Source organism: Kitasatospora sp. NPDC047058 (assembly GCF_040643935.1).
GTDB lineage: Bacteria > Actinomycetota > Actinomycetes > Streptomycetales > Streptomycetaceae > Kitasatospora.
Genome location: NZ_JBEYVJ010000081.1, coordinates 1 through 16005 on the forward strand (window position 1 = coordinate 1; position 16005 = coordinate 16005).

The window sequence follows — 16005 nt, forward strand, 5'->3', positions numbered from 1 at the left end:
CCCGGTGCTCGGCTCGACCGAGGAGGAGGCCCGGCGGCTCGACCGGGAGCTGGACGGACTGATCAGTCCGGAGCGCTCGGTCCGCCGAGCAGCCACGGGTCGGCCGCGAGCGCGGCGCGGTACGCCGCGGCCTGCCCGCCGACCACGGCCTCGGCGGCCGCCCGGGAGCCGGCCAGTTGCAGGGCGGCACCCCGCACCGCAGGCGCCCAGTGGGCGAACAGCAGTCCGCCCGTCACGACCGGCAGCGGCACCGCGAGGGCGAGCAGCACACCCGCCCACGCGGGCAGCGGGGACCGCGCGGACGCCGGCAGCCCCGCGGACACCGGAGCCTCCCCGGGCGCGGCACCCTGCGGCGCCGGGCACCCCTCGGACACGGCCGCCATGCCGACACCTCCCCCCGCGGACCTCCGCCGATCTCCGCCGATCTCCGCCGATCTCCGCCGACCTCCGCCGGCTCCCCAACGACCACGACTGATCACCATCAGCCACCACCCGGTGACGCACCGGAGCAGCATCATGGCGGGTCCTACCCCGATCCGCAGCGCCTCGCGCAGGATTCACCCGAATGAGTAAGGAGAGCGCTAGCGGGGTAGATGACCGTTTCATCCCATCTACTCGTCCCTGCGTGTCCGCGCAAGAAGACCGCCCCGGCCGCGTTGTGCCCGACGTATTGTCAGGCCACCAAGGCCGGGCCTACGGTCTACGCACCACGTTCTACGCACGTAGACACGCACGTGGACGTGCGCGCCGGCGCGCCCGCCGGCGGGTACGCCGACGCGCGCATCCACGTGGACCCGCAGGCAGAACCACCCCGTCAACCCTCAGACCGACGGCCCGTCCCCCCGGCCGGGCCCCGGAGTTGCGGAGGTACCCATGTCGCAGATCGTCCGCGCCGCCCTCGTCCAGACCCGGTGGACCGGGGACCAGGAATCGATGATCGCCCTCCACGAGCGGTACGCCCGTGAGGCCGCCGCCCAGGGCGCGAAGATCATCGGATTCCAGGAGGTGTTCAACTCCCCCTACTTCTGCCAGGTCCAGGAACCCGAGCACTACCGCTGGGCCGAGGCCGTCCCCGACGGCCCCACCGTCCGCCGGATGCAGGACCTCGCCCGCGAGCTCGGCCTGGTGATCGTCGTCCCCGTCTACGAGGAGGACCAGCCCGGCGTCTACTACAACACCGCCGCCGTCGTCGACGCCGACGGCCGCTACCTCGGCAAGTACCGCAAGCACCACATCCCCCAGGTCAAGGGTTTCTGGGAGAAGTACTACTTCAAGCCCGGCAACCTCGGCTGGCCCGTCTTCGACACCGCCGTCGGCAAGGTCGGCGTCTACATCTGCTACGACCGCCACTTCCCGGAGGGCTGGCGCGCGCTCGGCCTGGCCGGCGCCCAGATCGTCTACAACCCCTCCGCCACCAGCCGCGGCCTCTCCGCCTACCTCTGGCAGCTCGAACAGCCCGCCGCCGCCGTCGCCAACGAGTACTTCGTCGCCGCCATCAACCGCGTCGGCACCGAGGAGTACGGCGACAACGACTTCTACGGCACCTCCTACTTCGTCGACCCGCGCGGCCAGTTCGTCGGCGACGTCGCCTCCGACAAGGAGGAGGAACTCGTCGTCCGCGACCTCGACCTCGGCCTGATCGAACAGGTCCGCCAGCAGTGGGCGTTCTACCGCGACCGCCGCCCCGAGGCCTACGGACCCCTGACCGAGGCGTGAGGAGCAGCCCGATGACCACTCGCGACCCCGGCGAACGCACCGTCGTCCGCGGCGGCCTCGTCATCACCGCCACCGACGAACTCCACGCCGACGTCCTCATCGAGGGCGAACGCATCGCCGCCCTCGCCGCCACCGGCAGCTCCGCCGCCGAGGCCTGGACCGCCGGCACCGTCATCGACGCGACCGGCCACTACGTGATCCCCGGCGGCGTCGACGCCCACACCCACATGGAACTCCCGTTCGGCGGCACCGCGGCCTCCGACACCTTCGAGACCGGCACCCGCGCCGCCGCCTGGGGCGGCACCACCACCATCGTGGACTTCGCCGTCCAGCCCGTCGGCGGCTCCCTGCGCGAGGGCCTCGACGCCTGGCACGCCAAGGCCGACGGCAACTGCGCCGTCGACTACGCCTTCCACACCATCGTCTCCGACGTCAACGACGGCGTGCTCAAGGAGATGGACGCCCTCGTCGACTCCGGCGAGTCCACCTCCTTCAAGCTCTTCATGGCCTACCCCGGCGTCTTCTACAGCGACGACGGCCGGATCCTGCGCGCCATGCAGCGCGGCGCCGCCAACGGCGGGCTGACCATGATGCACGCCGAGAACGGGATCGCCATCGACGTCCTGGTCGAACAGGCCCTCGCCGCCGGCCGGACCGCCCCCCGCTACCACGGCGAGGTCCGGCGGGAACTGCTGGAGGCCGAAGCCACCCACCGCGCCATCAAGCTCGCCCAGGTCGCCGGCAGCCCGCTCTACGTCGTCCACGTCTCCGCCGCCTCGGCGCTCGCCGAACTCACCCGGGCCCGCGACGACGGCCTCAACGTCTTCGGCGAGACCTGCCCGCAGTACCTCTTCCTCTCCACCGACAACCTCGCCGAGGAGGGCGCCGACGGCTTCGAGGGCGCCAAGTACGTGTGCAGCACGCCGCTCCGGCCGCGCGAGCACCAGGACGCGCTCTGGCGCGGGCTGCGCACCAACGACCTCCAGGTGGTCTCCACCGACCACTGCCCGTTCTGCTACGCCGGGCAGAAGGAACTCGGCCGCGGCGACTTCTCGAAGATCCCCAACGGCCTCCCGGGCGTGGAGAACCGGATGGACCTGCTCCACCAGGCCGTCGTGGACGGGCACATCAGCCGGCGCCGCTGGATCGAGATCGCCTGCACCACGCCCGCCCGGATGTTCGGCCTGCACCCGCGCAAGGGCACCGTCGCGCCCGGCGCCGACGCCGACCTGGTCGTCTACGACCCCACGGCCGTGCAGACCGTCTCCGCCACCACCCACCACATGAACGTCGACTACTCGGCCTACGAAGGCCGCCGGCTCACCGGCCGCGCCCGGACGGTGCTCTCCCGCGGCACCGTCGTGCTCGACGACGGCCGGTGGCTCGGCCGGGCCGGCCACGGCACCTTCCTGCGCCGCGACACCTGCCAGTACCTGGTCTGACCCTCCCCGCCCGTCCGCCGCTGCCCGGGGCCGGCCGTCCGCACCCCGGCCGCCCCGCCCCGGGCGGCGGCCCGCGTTCCCTGGAGCCCCCTCATGGACATCGGCCTCGTCCTGCAGACCGACCCGCCCGCCCGCCTGCTCATCGACCGCATGATCCGTGCCGAACAGGCCGGCTTCACCCACGGCTGGACCTTCGACTCCTGCGTCCTCTGGCAGGAGCCCTTCGTCATCTACAGCCGCATCCTCGCCGAGACCACCCGGCTCACCGTCGGCCCGATGGTCACCAACCCCTCCACCCGCACCTGGGAGGTCACCGCCTCCATCTTCGCCACCCTCAACGACATGTACGGCAACCGCACCGTCTGCGGCATCGGCCGCGGCGACTCCGCCATGCGCGTCGCCGGCCGCCACCCCGCCACCCTCGCCCGGCTCTCCGAGGCCATGCACGCCATCAAGGAACTCGCCGAGGGCCGCACCGTCGAGGTCGACGGCACCGAGATGCACCTGCCCTGGGTGGGCGACGGCGGCGCCCTGCCCATCTGGATGGGCGCCTACGGCCCCAAGGCCCTCGCGCTGACCGGCCGCCAGGCCGACGGCTTCATCCTCCAGCTCGCCGACCCCTACCTCACCGAGTTCATGATCAAGGCGGTCCGGCGGGCCGCCGCCGAGGCCGGCCGCGACCCCGACGCCCTCAGCATCTGCGTCGCCGCCCCCGCCTACGTCACCGCCGACGACTCCCCGGCCGCCCTCGCCCACGCCCGCGAACAGTGCCGCTGGTTCGGCGGCATGGTCGGCAACCACGTCGCCGACCTGGTCACCCACTACGGCGAACACTCCGACCTCGTCCCCGACGCCCTCACCGACTACATCAAGGGCCGCCAGGGCTACGACTACAGCCACCACGGCCGCGCGGGGAACCCCGACACCGCCTTCGTCCCCGACGAGATCGTCGACCGCTTCTGCCTCATCGGCCCCGTCGACGCCCAACTCGCCCGCCTGGAACAGCTCCGCTCCCTCGGCGTCGACCAGTTCGCCGTCTACGCCATGCACGACGCCGTCGAAGCCACCATCGACGCCTACGGCACCGACGTCATCCCGCGGCTGCGCCAAGGGGGCCGCCCGTGACCGACACCGCCGCGATAGGGGACGGCGGCACCGGATCCGCCCCGCAGCAGATCCAGCACGCGGACGGCCGGGTCGAGTTGGACCCGGCCGCCGCGGCCCTGCCCGGCAACGGCTTCACCAACGACGACCTGCGCCCGGTCCCGGTGGCCCGCCGCACCTGGACCACCTACAACTTCCTCGCCCTCTGGGTCGGCATGGCCCACAACATCCCCTCCTGGACCCTCGCCTCCGGCCTCGTCGCCCTCGGCATGGACTGGAAACAGGCCGTCCTCACCATCGCCCTCGCCAACCTGATCGTGCTCGTCCCGATGCTGCTCACCAGCAGCATTTCTAAAGTGCAAAGAGCCGCACCTCACCGGGTGCGGGCAGCCGGCGGCATGCCTGTAGCCAGCTCCTCCACGAGGTCGATGAGGCCGTCCAGACTGGTGGACAGCCTGTCGATCATCAACATCATCGCGACGGGATCCGCCGCCGCGAGATCGGTGCTTCGCACCTCGTCAATCTGAGCGCGTGCCAGGCGCACGCGGAGCTGAGCGGCCGTCGACAAGGGTGAGGTTTCGGGTGGTGGTCCTGCGGTGCTCACGGCGCTCCTGCGGCGATGCGAGTGGGGACGGATCGTGTCGAGGTGGAACGGCACGATCGGTGTATGTTGCGGGGGATGAGGGCCGGTTAACAGTCGCTGATGGGAATGGGGGGTCACTGTCTATGGTCCTCATGGGAGTTGTTCGACTTCCCGCCTGGAGTGTTTGAGCGCCTAACGGTGACACGGGTACAGACGATCACTCCATAGGTGTTACTGAGCGGTTATGGCGTGTTCGAATGATGCCTGTATGGCAAGCCGGGCGAGTTGGACATAGCCTGACATTCCTCCCTTGCAATTGCTGCAGATCTGCTGCTGACGCTTGTGCTTGATCACGGCAGGTTAGCTAGATGTGCCGTCCTCCGAAACCCCCGCCTGGCTCCACCACCTGCGACAACAGGTAGGCCGAAGGATCCGGGCAGCCCGGGAAGGGGCAGGACTCTCGCAGGAGGACCTCGCGGAGCGCGCGGAGATCAGCAGGCACACCGTCTACCGGGCCGAGACCGGGTCGCATGCCACGTCAACCGATGCGATCTTGAAGATCGCCCGCGCTTTACAGGTTCCCCCCGCCGATCTGTTCCCGTCCGAGTACCCCTAGAGGCCCCTGGGCACACGTGCAGCCGACGGCTGCGCACTGGCACCGCAGAGGCTTCTCCTGCGGGCTGGTTCTGAGGCTGCCCGGGCATGCCCAGTGCGCGCCGAACTGGCACTCGGCGGAGATGTAGGTGCCATTCGGCCGGTAGTCGAATCGGATCACGATCGGCTTCTCGTTGACCTCTTGGCTGGTCACTGGAGAGCCCCGTCCAGGCACGGGGTGCAGGCGGTCACGGCATATCCGCACCCGCCGAGCGCGGGAGTGTAGACGTGCCCGGCCGGCCGCAGGGTGGTGCCGTCGGTGCTGCAGTTGATGCAGGCCGTGCCGTGGATCTGGCTGTGTGTGGCGAGGATCTCGCGGTCGGGCTGGCCTGGGATGCGGTGGGTGACCCAGGAGGCGCCGAGTGCCCGGCGGATGGCGTTGACGACGGTGGCCAGGTCGTTGAGCCGGTTCAGCGCGTCGGGGGTGGGCGGGACGATCCAGTGGAGTCCGGGCGGAGTGAGGAGTTCGGGGCCGGGGACGGCGAGGTGGCTGCCGTGGGTGAGGTGCCGGCCGGGGGTTCCGGTGAGGTCGGGGCGGTCGGTGACGGGGGTGAGGAGGTAGAGGCGGGGGTCGCGGCGGGTGTCCCAGATGGTGGGGCCGGGCCCGGGCGGGGTGATGTCGAGGACAGCCAGGGTTGCGAGGCCGACCTGCTGAGGAAGGCAGATGGCGTCCCAGTGGATGCCGGCTTGGATGGCGTGGACGGTGTCGTAGGGCGGGAGCCAGAGGGGGAGCATGCGCCTCTCCTTGCGGGTGGGGAGAGGACAGTCTGTGGTGGGTGGTGGGCCGTAACTATCCCAGTTTTGAGATAGTTTCCGGATCTTGGTCTAGGGGTGGAGACCGATCCAGCGGGCGTACGCGTCCACGGTGTGGGTGCCGCCGTGTTTGGCCCGGCCGGACCGCAGGAGCCCGGTGACGGTGTCGCGGACGATCGGGCTGAGGCGTGTCTGCTGCGGAGCCAGGCGGCGCGCCTGGAGAATTTCACGGTGCGCCCGTGCCGGCTTTCCGGTCCACAGGTAGGCGCGGGCGATCTCGGCGTGGTGGTGGGCTGCGCGTGACGCCGCCCAGTCGCGGGGGATCTGCAGGGTGCGGGCCAGTGCGAGAGCCTGGGCGTACCTCATCTGGTCGATCAGCGCGGACACGTGATGCACGCTGACGTTCGTGCCGCCCCAGGAAAGCCACAGCTCGCGGGGGATCTCGCCCGTTCGGGCTGCGATCCGGGCAGCTGCGGCGATGTGCTCCTCGACAGTGTCGGCATCAGCTGCCCTGGCGGCGAGGACTGCCGAGGCGAGGTGCGACTGGCCGGTGACGGCGTCGCGCGTCTGGCCCGGATCGGCCTGGGCAGCGGTAGCTCGGGCGAGCTCGGCCAGGCGCATGCCCACCTTGTAGTTCCCTGCGCGGAGGTGCCCGAGTGACCGGTTGTACTGGCGGACCGCGGCAAGGTTGGCGTCTCCGGCTCGCTCGGCCGCCCACCCGGAGCGGTCGAGGGCCGTCATGGAGAGGTCGTGGTAGCCGAGCTTGGAGGCGATGTCGTAGCCGCACCGGTACAGGATCGCGAGCGTGCGCCAGGGGCCCGTGCTGGTGCTGCTGTGTGCGGCGGTGGTGGCCTCGGTCACGACGGCGGGGAGCTCGCCAGCGACGGTTCGAAGTTCACCTGAGCGGATGAGTGAGGCGAGCTGCTGGGCGTGGCTGTCGATCGCGTGGTGGGGCCGCGGGCGGAGGTCTGGGTCGGCCCCGAGGTCGTGGATGTCCAGGGCCTCGCGAAGGGGTTGGATGAGGCCGTCGAGGTGTTCGCGTCGCAGTTCGTCGATGTAGGGCTGGCCGGTGAGGTCGGGTACCGATACCCCCATGGCCCGGGCGATGGCGGCGAGGACGGTTGACGTCGGCTGCCGGTGGCCTTGTTCGACGTGGGCGAGGTGGCTGGTACTGATGCCGGCGAGCTGGGCGAGGGCCTGTTGGGTGAGGCCGTGGTGGCGCCGCGTGGCGGCGATTCTCTGACCGGTGGTCTGCTCGTCCATGCGCTGAACCTACCGCGCTGTGAGCGGACTTGCGGTCCACCTGGCGCGGCGGGTTGGGTGGCGGCATGACTGGTCGTGTGCTGTATCTGCTGGGGTCTGCTGCTCCCCCTGTGCTGTCGTTCCCGGTAGTAGTCGAGCAGGCTCAGGCTCGGGGGTGGGGGGTGGTGGTGGGGTTGACGCCTACGGCGGCATCGTGGCTGGAGCCGGAGCTGCCGTTGCTGGCGGAGTTGACCGGGTATCCGGTGAAGTCACGGTTCCGTCGTCCGGGCGAGCCGGATCTTCTCCCGCCTGCGGATGCGGTGTTGGTGGCGCCTGCGACGTTGAACACGATCAACAGCATTGCGCTCGGGATCACGCCGTCGTGGGTGGCTGGATTCGCGGCGGAGGCAATTGGCCGGCGGATTCCGATGGCGGTGATGCCCTGCACGAATGAGGCGTTGACGGCTCATCCGCAGATGGGGCGCAGTGTGGAGACGCTGCGGGAGTCTGGGGTGCGGGTGTTGCTGGGGGAAGGGGGGTTCGTGCCGAACCCGCCGGGCACGGGTAACCCGGCTGCCTACCCATGGGCGGTGGCGCTGGACGCAGTTGCTGGCGCCTGAGTAACGATGCGCCCCCGCCCCGGCACGCGGCCGGGCGGGGGCGTTCACATATCCAGTCCTTGCAGGAACGGCCGCACGTCCTCAGGCACCGGCTGCGGCGCCGGCGGCGGCTCCAAGCCAGACGCCCTGATGAAGCCGACCATCGACCGGACCCAGCCCGCCAGGTAGCGGATGCTGTACTCCTGCCCCGCAAGGCGGGCCTTCTGCTGGACTGCCTCCAGCTCCTGCTCATCCAACCGCTTGGCGAGGCGCTCCAGTTCGCGTTCCATACGGTCGGTCACGATGGTGAAGTCGTCCCGCCTCTCCTGGCCGCGCGTCCTCCGGCCGGCCCGGGCTGTGTACACCGTGCCGGCCAGCGTCACTGCAGACACCCCGAGGGCACTCACCGCCGCCCAAGACTCCGCGCTCATCAGTTCTCCGCCCCGTCACCGTGCCTCGGCTCCGGCCACTCGGCAACGATTGCCGCGACCCCGCCAAAGGCGCCCCACACCACGGCGCTTGCCCACCCCCGCGGGTTGCCGTACAACCACCACGACGCCAAACTGCCCAGAGCCCACGGGGCAACTACGAAGTAGATGGCCGGGTAGCCAGGCCAGTCCCGGCCCTGTGGGCGCCACGCGCACAGCATGGCGAGTGCGCCGGCGGTGATCCATGTCCACCCCCAGGCGTGCAGGGGCATGAGGTCGAGGAGGAGCCTTATGCCGCGTGTGTCGGTGGGTGGTTGGACGAGCAGGCTGCAGCCGTATAACAGGGCCATGAGGCCTTTGAGGGAGAGGACCGCGCCGCGGCGGCCCACACGGCGCATGGCCCTGCGGACCGCCGCACGCATCAGACCCCCTTGGCGAGCGACGCCGAGTTCACGACGCCCCACCAGCGGGCCGCGATCCCCTTCACGAGGGACAGGGCCGCGCCCACCCCGCCAGCTCCCGCGGCGTACCACATCGGGCCGTTGAGGGGCTGGGTCACGACGATGCCGGCGATGAAGGACTGCACGAAGGTGGTGAGGACGCGCTCCAGGAGGTCGCGCGCGTAGGCCGACGCGGTCTTGACGATCGTGTCGGCGCTCGGGAGGTCGGGCGTGCTCATGGTCAGGACTCCTTCGGGGTGGGGGCGGGGGTTCCGGCGGTCGTGAGGTGGATCTCGATGCCCGCGATCGCGGCCTGGATCCTGGCGACGAGTTCGTCCGGGTCGACGGGTGTTCCGGCGGCGACCTGCTGGGCGAGGGCGGTGATGGCTGCGCCCTGGGCCGAGAGGAGGGCCTTCAGTTCGGCGAAGGACCGCTCGGTCGCCCGGTCCGATACGTCCTTCCCCGCGACGTACCAGAACGCCTCCAGGTCGCCGTCCTTGGTCCAGTCGTCGCGCAGGTGCGGGAGCTTGTGGGACCAGACCTGGTTGGGGAGAGCGGCGAGGCGGTTGCGGAGCGCGGGGATGACGGCGGCGAGCGGGTGCGTGCCGGGGTCGTCCTGGAGGCCGCCGTAGGCGACGGTCAGCCAGTACAGGGTGGCGTGCGCGGTCATGTCGCGCTCGGCGGCCAGGCGCTGCTGGATCAGCGTGTCGATCTCGGCGAGGCTGGGCATGTCGTCCTCCTCGGACGGTGAGGGCGTCGGCTGCGGACCATTGGCCGTGGTGAAGGTGGGCCACGAGCCGGGGTCTTGGTGGTCGTTCTCGGGCACGTGGGCGTGCGCGTACCAGCCGGCCTGCGTCTCCCAGGTCGCTTCGTCGCGGTGGGAGGAGAAGTCGACGGGCTTGCCCATAGGCCATGTGTCGGGCACGCCCCAGGACAGGACCCAGGCGTTGAGGCGGTCCCAGCCGGCGCACGGGGTGTCGGCGAGCCGGGGATAGACGCGGCCCTGGTAGCGGCAGTAGGGGAAGAAGACCGCTTCGATCTGGATGACCACCGAGCCGGCTCGGTTGGTGCGGGTGCCCCCGGTGCTGTCGACCACGGACTTCGAGCGGGAGTTGGCCGGGTGGAGCTGGGCTACGCGCCCGGTGAACGGGTCCCAGATGATGTGCGGCGCCGAGCCCTGCCCGGAGCCGGTGAAGTAGTTGACCAGCGAATCGAAGCTGACCCAGTCCTGCGGCGCCGAAGCGGTCGCGTTCTTGTCCCAGGTGATGTGCGCGATGGCCTTGGCCGGGCCGCCGTCGGTTGGGGCGTGGTCGCCGATGTCGTGGATCTCTGCCCCGGGCATCCAGAGTTCGGGCATCAGATCACTCTCACAGAGGTCAGTGCCGCTTCCTCCACTGCGGTGCCACCCGCGCCACCTGTGCACCGTGCGTCGCTCACCGGCCTCACATCCCATCCCTGCCGTCGGAGGACTAGTGCGGGCCCGCCGCAGGTCAGGGCCCCAGTCGGTAGCCCTCCAGCCGGACAGGTGCCCGCCCCCACGCCGGGCCCGCACTCCCAGAATCACGCCCCCACAGGAACGGCCCGCAACGCGCTGACCTGCATTTCTACCCGCGTGCGTCGCGGATCGTACGGTCTGCGGCAGCAGCCCGGCGCGCCTCGTCCGCCCCGCTGCCAGCGGGGCCCGGTCATGCGGGCACGGGCCCCGCCGCAATGCCCGCAACGCCCGCTGGAGCCCTACATGCTCGACGCTTTCGGGTGGCTTGCCGACCGCACCGGCTGCGGATACCTCCGGCTGCAGCTCCCCCTCGCCACGCTCGCCGGCCGCGGCCACCAGACGCTGTGCTCCGAGCGGATGAGCGCGGGTCTGCAGACACGGACGCTGCTTGGGCAGAGGATCGTCAACGACAGCCCCTCGGCGGCCTGGCAGAAGCTGTCGCGGGTACCCGCCGGGGAGCGGCCGCGGCTGGTGTACGAGCTGGACGACGACCTGTGGAAGGTCGACAGCAGCAGCCCGATCGCGCACGCCTTCTACTCCCAGCCCGACATCACCAGCCGGCTGGAAGCCAACCTCCGCGCAGCAGACGCCGTCACCGTCACGACCGAGGCCCTCGCCGACGAGGTCCGCCGCTACAACCCCAACGTCGTGGTGATCCCCAACTACCTGCCGGCCTGGCTGCTGGAACACGAGCGTCCCCGGCGCGACGGCACCGTCACCATCGGCTGGGGCGGCTCCGGCACCCACGCCATGGACGTCGCCGAACTCGGCGGCCAGCTCAGGCAGGTCATGCGCCGCAACCCGCAGACCGAGCTGCACCTGATGGGCGCCGACTACTCCCGCGAGATGGGCATCCGGGAACGGGTCAGGGTCACGCCGTGGACGCCGAGCGTGCCGGACTACTGGCGGGCGATCGACTACGACATCATGCTCGCGCCTCTACGTGCGCATCCGTTCAACGCCTCCAAGAGCCCGCTCCGCCCCCTGGAGGCGGCCGCCCTCGGCATCCCCGTCATCGCCTCCGACTACGGGCCATATGCCGAGTTCGTGCGGCACGGCGTGACCGGCTACCTCGTCCGGCGGGACCACGAATGGGGCCGCTATCTCGGCGAGCTCGTCAATGACCCCGCTGCCCGCGCAGAGATGGGCGCCGCGGCCCGCCAGCAGGCTGCCGGCTGGACGATCGAAGGTCACGTAGACGCTTGGGAGGAGGTGCTTCTCGGATGAAGCCTGACCTGGTGGTGCTGGTCCCGACGCGGGGCCGGCCGCAGAATTTGCGAGACCTCTGGGAGTCGCTCACGCAGACCTGCGGCGCGGCGACCGTCCTCGTCGCCTGCGTTGACGAGGACGACCCGCGACTGCCGGAGTACCAGGCCGTCGTCGCTGAAGTACGGGGGGCCGCCGACCTGCCCACGCGAAGGCAGCAGCTCTGGCTCGTGACCGGGCCCCGACTGCGCCTTGGAGGGACACTCAACGCGGTCGCGCCTGTGGTCGCGCCGTCCTGCCCGCGGATCGCCTTCATGGGCGACGACCACCGGCCCCGCACGCTCGGCTGGGACCAGCGGTACATCGACGAGCTGGACCGGCTGGGTACCGGCCTCGTCTACGGCAACGACCTCATCCAGGGCCCCAGCCTTCCGACCCAGGTAGCGATGACTTCGGACATCATCCGGGCCACCGGCCACATGGTGCCGCCGGGGCTCGTACACCTGTGGTGCGACAACGCGTGGCTGGAGCTAGGACGCGCTCTCGACGCGATCACCTACCTGCCCGAGGTCGTCATCGAGCACATGCACCCCATCGCAGGCCGGGCCGAGTGGGACGAGGGCTACGCCGAGTGCAACACGGACGCACGCTCGGACGCCGACCGCGCCGTGTTCGAGCAGTGGCGGGACCAGGACCTCGACCGCTGGGTCCAGCAGATCAAGGAGAACCAGCGTGGCTGAGTACAAGCTCTTCGCTGGCGACGTACCGCACGTCTCCACCGCCGCATTCCATGCCGACCGCGAGCGCGCCCCGCACCTGGAGCAGCCCATCCACCGTCCCCGGCTAGAGAAGGCCGCCGAGCTGGTCCTGGTCGCGGCCGAGCGGCTTCCGGAGGCCGACCGGACGGTGTCCGATCTCGGCTGTGGTGACGGCGGCCTGCTCTCCCTGCTCCAGGCCGCAGGGCTGGCGTGCTGGGGCTACGACTTCCAGCCGTCCAACCGGGCCGGCTGGCAGGAGCGTGGCGTCCGCGCGTTCCCCCTCGACGCGTTCGGCGCAGACAGGAATCTCGTGTCGCCCGGCACGGTTGCCGTGTGCACCGAGGTTCTGGAGCACCTGGCCGACCCGCATGAGGCCGTCCGATGGATCGGCGGTACGGCGAGGTTCCTCGTCGCTTCGTCGCCCTGGAACGAGACTCCCGCGTCCCACGACGAGTGCCACGCCTGGGCTTGGGACCACGACGGCTACCGGGCCCTGATCGAGCAGGGCGGCTATCAGGTGCTGCGGCACGAGACGGTCGGGCAGTTCCAGATCATCCTCGGGGAGCGACGATGAAGGTCCTACTCACCGGCAGCGCAGGCTTCATCGGCCGACATCTCCACCACGCCCTTGAAGGCAGCGGACACCAGGTCACCACGTGTGACCTTCGGCCCGCACACCGCGGCGATGCCCTCGACCTGTTCCGCACCGACCGCACTCGGTACGACTTGGCTATCCACTGCGCAGCCATCATCGGAGGCCGGGCGTCGATCGACGGCAGCCCACTCGGCGTCGGCACCAACCTAGCCCTCGACGCCTGGTTCATGCGCTGGCTCGCCGCATCCAAGACGAGGCGGGCTGTCTACTACTCCAGCAGCGCTGCCTACCCCATCGACCTGCAAGGCGAAGACTCCGGACACCGGCTCCGGGAGGACGACATCGACTTCGCAACGCCCCGACCGCCGGACGCCACGTACGGCCTGGCCAAACTGACCGGCGAGCAGTTGGTGCCCTACGTAGAGGCTGAAGGCTGCCGTGTCCAGGTGCTGCGCCCGATGTCCGGGTACGGCGCGGACCAGAGCCTGGACTACCCGTTCCCCAGTTTCATCGCCCGCGCCCGCCGTGGCGACGACCCGTTCACGATCTGGGGAAGCGGCCGGCAGGTTCGTGACTGGGTCCACATCGACGATGTCGTTGGCGCCACCCTCGCCGCGGTTGACCAGGACATCGAAGGCCCGGCAAACATCGGCACCGGCCGGGCCACCTCGTTCAACGAACTCGCCGAGATGGTGTGCACACAGGCCGGCTACCGGCCCCAGCTCAAGCACATCCTCGACGCGCCCGACGGTGTCCAGTACCGTGTCGCTGACCCGACTCGGTTGCTCTCCTTCTACCAGCCGAAGGTCAGCCTTGAGGAGGGAATCCGTCGTGCACTCAACGACTGACCTCACACCCGGAGTGACCGTCGTCGTCCCGACGCACCCTGCAAGGGTCCGCAACGGGATGACCAAGAGGGCCATCGGCTCGGTCCTCGGCCAGACCCTGCCCGCGGCGGCGATCGTCATCGAGCAGGACTTGGAGCGGTCCGGTGCCGCGGTAACCCGGGACCGGGGGCTGCGGAAGGTCACCACCGAGTGGGTGGCATTCCTCGACAGCGATGACCAGCTCAAGCCCAACCACCTGGCCGACCTCCTGGCCTGCGCCCAGGAGACCGGCGCGGACTACCTGTATAGCTGGTACGAGCCGATAGGATTCGGCTCTGATCCGTTGCCGCATTTCGGAAAGGTCTTCGACCCCGAGCACCCGACGCAGACCACCATCACGACGCTGGTCCGCACCGAACTCGCCCAGGCCGTCGGGTTCCGGGAACCCCCACCCGGGGCGCTGATCGGAGGCGAGCGCTATGGCGAGGACTTCCAGTTCACCGTGGAATGCCTCGGCTTGGGAGCCCGCATTGTTCACCTGCCCCGGCGCACGTGGATCTGGAACTGCCACGGCGCCAACTCCTCGGGCCAACCCGGACGTGGCGACGCCGCCTGACTACCGCCCGCCATGGCCGCCGGCTGGCCGCTCCGCGGCGGCTGCGTTCCTCTCGCGCTCTGCGGCAAGCTCGCTGGTGCGCTCGGCGAGAGCAGCCCGCAGCTGCGCGATGGCGAGTGCCTGGTCGGCATGCATCGCCTGGTACTCGCGCAGCACTGCTTCGAGGGACACGGTCTGCTGCGGCGTGGTCATGAGGGCTCCTATGCGCCGAGGGCTTCGATGAGGATCTGCCGGTAGTCGTACGTGCCAGTGCCGGCGTTGACCATGTGGTAGGGGGTGACGGTCAGGGTCTCGCCGGGGGTGAGGCCGGTGAGTCTGCGGACCATGGTGCCGGGGGCGTTGCTGCCGCCCGTGACGACGAGAGCGCCGGAGAGGGTCTCGGTGTAGTTGGTGCCGGAGCTGGAGCCGACGGCCCGGAACGACGTGAACGTGTTGTTGCTGCTGCTGTTCCGCTGGAGGGTGTAGACGGTCACCTTGACCCGGCCCGACGGCGGGACGGTCAGCGTCCCGGTGAGCGCCCCGGCCACAGTGGCCATGCTCGTGCTCGTGGTGGTACGGGTTGTGGTGTCCTCTGCCATTGAGCTGGTGAGGCTGCTGATGGTGCCGCCGACTGTGACGTTCCCGGTGAGGGTGGATGCCCCGGTGACGGCCAGGGTCGAGTTGAGGTTGACGGCCCCCGCCACGCCGAGGGTGCTGCTGAGTGTTGCTGCGCCGGTGACGGCGAGCGTGGAGTTGAAGGTGACGGCACCAGCGACGGCGAGAGTCGATCCGAGGACCAGCCCGGCCAGGAACGTCGCACCCTCGACAGGAAGCTGCTTCCACGAACCTGACGCCGGTGCGCTGCCGTTGCTGACCCACAGTCGGCCGGTGTCCGACTCGCGGATGCACAGGCCTGCCCACACGGTGGACGGTCGCGTGCTGCTGGTGCAGTCCCGGAAGTTCGCGTTGAGGTCCAGCTTGTCGAGGTTGTTGAGCAGGTCGGTGACGACGTTGACCAGCTCGGACCCATCGGAAGCTGTCTTGTACAGGCCCATACGGGGCGTGGTGGTCGACATCAGACACTCCTCGCGGGGGGCAGGCGCGGGCTGGAGTCCGGGCCATGGGCGTGTGAGGCGCCGGCTACGTCGTCCATGATTTCGGCGACCCGTTCCGGCGCGTTCCGGTGGACTCGAATGGCCGCGAGCGGGTCTGGCTTCCCTCTGTCGGCCGGTGCTTTGATGCCGTCGATGCGACGTCGCTTCTTCACTGCGGCTATGCGGGCCAGGTGCGCGGCCTTTGCGTCGTTCTTGCTCTTGGCCGTGGTGAGGGTCAGCGGTTCGGCTTGGACATCGGCAGGGGTGATGTATGGCTCGTGGAGGATGACGTCGAGGAGAGTCTCGGTGTCGTCCACGTTGATGCCGTATTCGGCGGCCCGCCAGGTGACGGTGTCCTTGGGGAACGCGTGCTGGTGCCGTGACCCGTCGGTGGCTGTCATGACGACGACCCAGTGGGGGACTCCGTTGGCGCTGGTGACTTCGTAGGTCTCGGTGATGGTGTAGATGTCCATG

The 16005-nt window shown here is 70.0% G+C and carries 20 protein-coding genes; 11 read left to right on the forward strand and 9 right to left on the reverse strand.

Features of this window, described 5'->3' with window-relative positions:
- Nucleotides 1–62: 62 nt before the first annotated feature.
- Nucleotides 63–383: a hypothetical protein gene (locus ABZ885_RS15375; RefSeq protein ID WP_360187880.1), complete on the reverse strand. Its 321-nt coding sequence runs from the start codon at nt 381–383 to the stop codon at nt 63–65.
- 490 nt (nt 384–873) lie between these two features.
- Here ABZ885_RS15375 and ABZ885_RS15380 point away from each other — a divergent pair, with 490 nt between their 5' ends.
- The 5 genes from ABZ885_RS15380 to ABZ885_RS15400 all read left to right on the forward strand — a co-directional run bounded on the left by ABZ885_RS15380 (nt 874) and on the right by ABZ885_RS15400 (nt 5461).
- Complete coding sequence (locus ABZ885_RS15380) at nt 874–1716, forward strand: nitrilase-related carbon-nitrogen hydrolase (protein WP_360187882.1); 843 nt, start codon at nt 874–876, stop codon at nt 1714–1716.
- Nucleotides 1717–1727: 11 nt separating this feature from the next.
- Nucleotides 1728–3158, forward strand: a complete 1431-nt coding sequence (gene hydA / locus ABZ885_RS15385; RefSeq protein WP_360187884.1) for a dihydropyrimidinase — start codon at nt 1728–1730, stop codon at nt 3156–3158.
- 93 nt (nt 3159–3251) lie between these two features.
- Nucleotides 3252–4283: a TIGR03842 family LLM class F420-dependent oxidoreductase gene (locus tag ABZ885_RS15390; protein WP_360187885.1), complete on the forward strand. Its 1032-nt coding sequence runs from the start codon at nt 3252–3254 to the stop codon at nt 4281–4283.
- A gap of 14 nt (nt 4284–4297) precedes the next feature.
- Complete coding sequence (locus ABZ885_RS15395) at nt 4298–4789, forward strand: cytosine permease (RefSeq protein ID WP_360187932.1); 492 nt, start codon at nt 4298–4300, stop codon at nt 4787–4789.
- Nucleotides 4790–5215: 426 nt separating this feature from the next.
- A complete protein-coding gene (locus ABZ885_RS15400; RefSeq protein ID WP_360187886.1) occupies nt 5216–5461 on the forward strand; it encodes a helix-turn-helix transcriptional regulator in 246 nt (81 codons plus the stop codon).
- 188 nt (nt 5462–5649) lie between these two features.
- Here the strand turns inward: ABZ885_RS15400 and ABZ885_RS15405 are convergent, their stop codons facing one another.
- Nucleotides 5650–6234 carry a hypothetical protein gene (locus tag ABZ885_RS15405; RefSeq protein WP_360187888.1) on the reverse strand — a complete coding sequence of 195 codons (585 nt, stop codon included), beginning with the start codon at nt 6232–6234 and terminating at the stop codon, nt 5650–5652.
- Nucleotides 6235–6324: 90 nt separating this feature from the next.
- Nucleotides 6325–7515 (reverse strand): helix-turn-helix transcriptional regulator, encoded by a 1191-nt coding sequence (locus ABZ885_RS15410; RefSeq protein WP_360187890.1) that lies wholly within the window; start codon nt 7513–7515, stop codon nt 6325–6327.
- Nucleotides 7516–7592: 77 nt separating this feature from the next.
- Between ABZ885_RS15410 and ABZ885_RS15415 the strand changes: the two genes are divergently transcribed.
- Nucleotides 7593–8114, forward strand: a complete 522-nt coding sequence (locus tag ABZ885_RS15415; RefSeq protein WP_360187891.1) for a flavoprotein — start codon at nt 7593–7595, stop codon at nt 8112–8114.
- Between the two features lie 44 nt (nt 8115–8158).
- Here ABZ885_RS15415 and ABZ885_RS15420 read toward each other — a convergent pair whose 3' ends face one another.
- The 3 genes from ABZ885_RS15420 to ABZ885_RS15430 all read right to left on the reverse strand — a co-directional run bounded on the left by ABZ885_RS15420 (nt 8159) and on the right by ABZ885_RS15430 (nt 10318).
- Nucleotides 8159–8476, reverse strand: coding sequence for a hypothetical protein (locus tag ABZ885_RS15420; protein WP_360187893.1), 318 nt, complete (start codon nt 8474–8476; stop codon nt 8159–8161).
- Between the two features lie 466 nt (nt 8477–8942).
- On the reverse strand, nt 8943–9200 hold the full coding sequence (locus tag ABZ885_RS15425) for a hypothetical protein (protein WP_360187894.1): 258 nt from the start codon (nt 9198–9200) through the stop codon (nt 8943–8945).
- A 2-nt stretch (nt 9201–9202) separates the two neighbouring features.
- On the reverse strand, nt 9203–10318 hold the full coding sequence (locus ABZ885_RS15430; RefSeq protein ID WP_360187896.1) for a hypothetical protein: 1116 nt from the start codon (nt 10316–10318) through the stop codon (nt 9203–9205).
- A gap of 381 nt (nt 10319–10699) precedes the next feature.
- Here ABZ885_RS15430 and ABZ885_RS15435 point away from each other — a divergent pair, with 381 nt between their 5' ends.
- The 5 genes from ABZ885_RS15435 to ABZ885_RS15455 are packed head-to-tail and all read left to right on the forward strand — an operon-like array spanning nt 10700 to nt 14458.
- Nucleotides 10700–11683, forward strand: a complete 984-nt coding sequence (locus ABZ885_RS15435) for a glycosyltransferase family 4 protein (RefSeq protein WP_360187898.1) — start codon at nt 10700–10702, stop codon at nt 11681–11683.
- A complete protein-coding gene (locus tag ABZ885_RS15440) occupies nt 11680–12402 on the forward strand; it encodes a hypothetical protein (protein ID WP_360187900.1) in 723 nt (240 codons plus the stop codon). Before ABZ885_RS15435 ends, ABZ885_RS15440 begins: the two co-directional genes overlap by 4 nt.
- Nucleotides 12395–12994, forward strand: a complete 600-nt coding sequence (locus ABZ885_RS15445) for a methyltransferase domain-containing protein (RefSeq protein WP_360187902.1) — start codon at nt 12395–12397, stop codon at nt 12992–12994. Before ABZ885_RS15440 ends, ABZ885_RS15445 begins: the two co-directional genes overlap by 8 nt.
- The gene (locus ABZ885_RS15450) at nt 12991–13863 is read left to right on the forward strand and encodes an NAD-dependent epimerase/dehydratase family protein (RefSeq protein WP_360187903.1); all 873 of its coding nucleotides are present in this window, start codon (nt 12991–12993) and stop codon (nt 13861–13863) included. The genes ABZ885_RS15445 and ABZ885_RS15450 overlap by 4 nt, the downstream gene beginning before the upstream one ends.
- 58 nt (nt 13864–13921) lie before the next feature.
- Nucleotides 13922–14458, forward strand: coding sequence for a glycosyltransferase (locus ABZ885_RS15455; RefSeq protein ID WP_360187905.1), 537 nt, complete (start codon nt 13922–13924; stop codon nt 14456–14458).
- Here the strand turns inward: ABZ885_RS15455 and ABZ885_RS15460 are convergent, their stop codons facing one another.
- The 3 genes from ABZ885_RS15460 to ABZ885_RS15470 are packed head-to-tail and all read right to left on the reverse strand — an operon-like array spanning nt 14459 to nt 16004.
- Nucleotides 14459–14650 carry a hypothetical protein gene (locus tag ABZ885_RS15460; RefSeq protein WP_360187907.1) on the reverse strand — a complete coding sequence of 64 codons (192 nt, stop codon included), beginning with the start codon at nt 14648–14650 and terminating at the stop codon, nt 14459–14461.
- A gap of 8 nt (nt 14651–14658) precedes the next feature.
- On the reverse strand, nt 14659–15513 hold the full coding sequence (locus ABZ885_RS15465; protein WP_360187909.1) for a hypothetical protein: 855 nt from the start codon (nt 15511–15513) through the stop codon (nt 14659–14661).
- The gene (locus ABZ885_RS15470) at nt 15513–16004 is read right to left on the reverse strand and encodes a hypothetical protein (RefSeq protein ID WP_360187910.1); all 492 of its coding nucleotides are present in this window, start codon (nt 16002–16004) and stop codon (nt 15513–15515) included. The genes ABZ885_RS15465 and ABZ885_RS15470 overlap by 1 nt, the downstream gene beginning before the upstream one ends.
- Between the last annotated feature and the right edge of the window lies 1 nt (nt 16005).

What these genes read in the sequence shown, in the direction of transcription:
- ABZ885_RS15375 (WP_360187880.1), bottom strand. Translation starts at nt 383, where the DNA reads ATGGCGGCCGTGTCCGAGGGGTGCCCGGCGCCGCAGGGTGCCGCGCCC.
- ABZ885_RS15380 (WP_360187882.1), top strand. Translation starts at nt 874, where the DNA reads ATGTCGCAGATCGTCCGCGCCGCCCTCGTCCAGACCCGGTGGACCGGG.
- hydA (WP_360187884.1), top strand. Translation starts at nt 1,728, where the DNA reads ATGACCACTCGCGACCCCGGCGAACGCACCGTCGTCCGCGGCGGCCTC.
- ABZ885_RS15390 (WP_360187885.1), top strand. Translation starts at nt 3,252, where the DNA reads ATGGACATCGGCCTCGTCCTGCAGACCGACCCGCCCGCCCGCCTGCTC.
- ABZ885_RS15405 (WP_360187888.1), bottom strand. Translation starts at nt 6,234, where the DNA reads ATGCTCCCCCTCTGGCTCCCGCCCTACGACACCGTCCACGCCATCCAA.
- ABZ885_RS15410 (WP_360187890.1), bottom strand. Translation starts at nt 7,515, where the DNA reads ATGGACGAGCAGACCACCGGTCAGAGAATCGCCGCCACGCGGCGCCAC.
- ABZ885_RS15425 (WP_360187894.1), bottom strand. Translation starts at nt 9,200, where the DNA reads ATGAGCACGCCCGACCTCCCGAGCGCCGACACGATCGTCAAGACCGCG.
- ABZ885_RS15430 (WP_360187896.1), bottom strand. Translation starts at nt 10,318, where the DNA reads ATGCCCGAACTCTGGATGCCCGGGGCAGAGATCCACGACATCGGCGAC.
- ABZ885_RS15435 (WP_360187898.1), top strand. Translation starts at nt 10,700, where the DNA reads ATGCTCGACGCTTTCGGGTGGCTTGCCGACCGCACCGGCTGCGGATAC.
- ABZ885_RS15440 (WP_360187900.1), top strand. Translation starts at nt 11,680, where the DNA reads ATGAAGCCTGACCTGGTGGTGCTGGTCCCGACGCGGGGCCGGCCGCAG.
- ABZ885_RS15450 (WP_360187903.1), top strand. Translation starts at nt 12,991, where the DNA reads ATGAAGGTCCTACTCACCGGCAGCGCAGGCTTCATCGGCCGACATCTC.
- ABZ885_RS15455 (WP_360187905.1), top strand. Translation starts at nt 13,922, where the DNA reads ATGACCAAGAGGGCCATCGGCTCGGTCCTCGGCCAGACCCTGCCCGCG.
- ABZ885_RS15460 (WP_360187907.1), bottom strand. Translation starts at nt 14,650, where the DNA reads ATGACCACGCCGCAGCAGACCGTGTCCCTCGAAGCAGTGCTGCGCGAG.
- ABZ885_RS15465 (WP_360187909.1), bottom strand. Translation starts at nt 15,513, where the DNA reads ATGTCGACCACCACGCCCCGTATGGGCCTGTACAAGACAGCTTCCGAT.
- ABZ885_RS15470 (WP_360187910.1), bottom strand. Translation starts at nt 16,004, where the DNA reads ATGGACATCTACACCATCACCGAGACCTACGAAGTCACCAGCGCCAAC.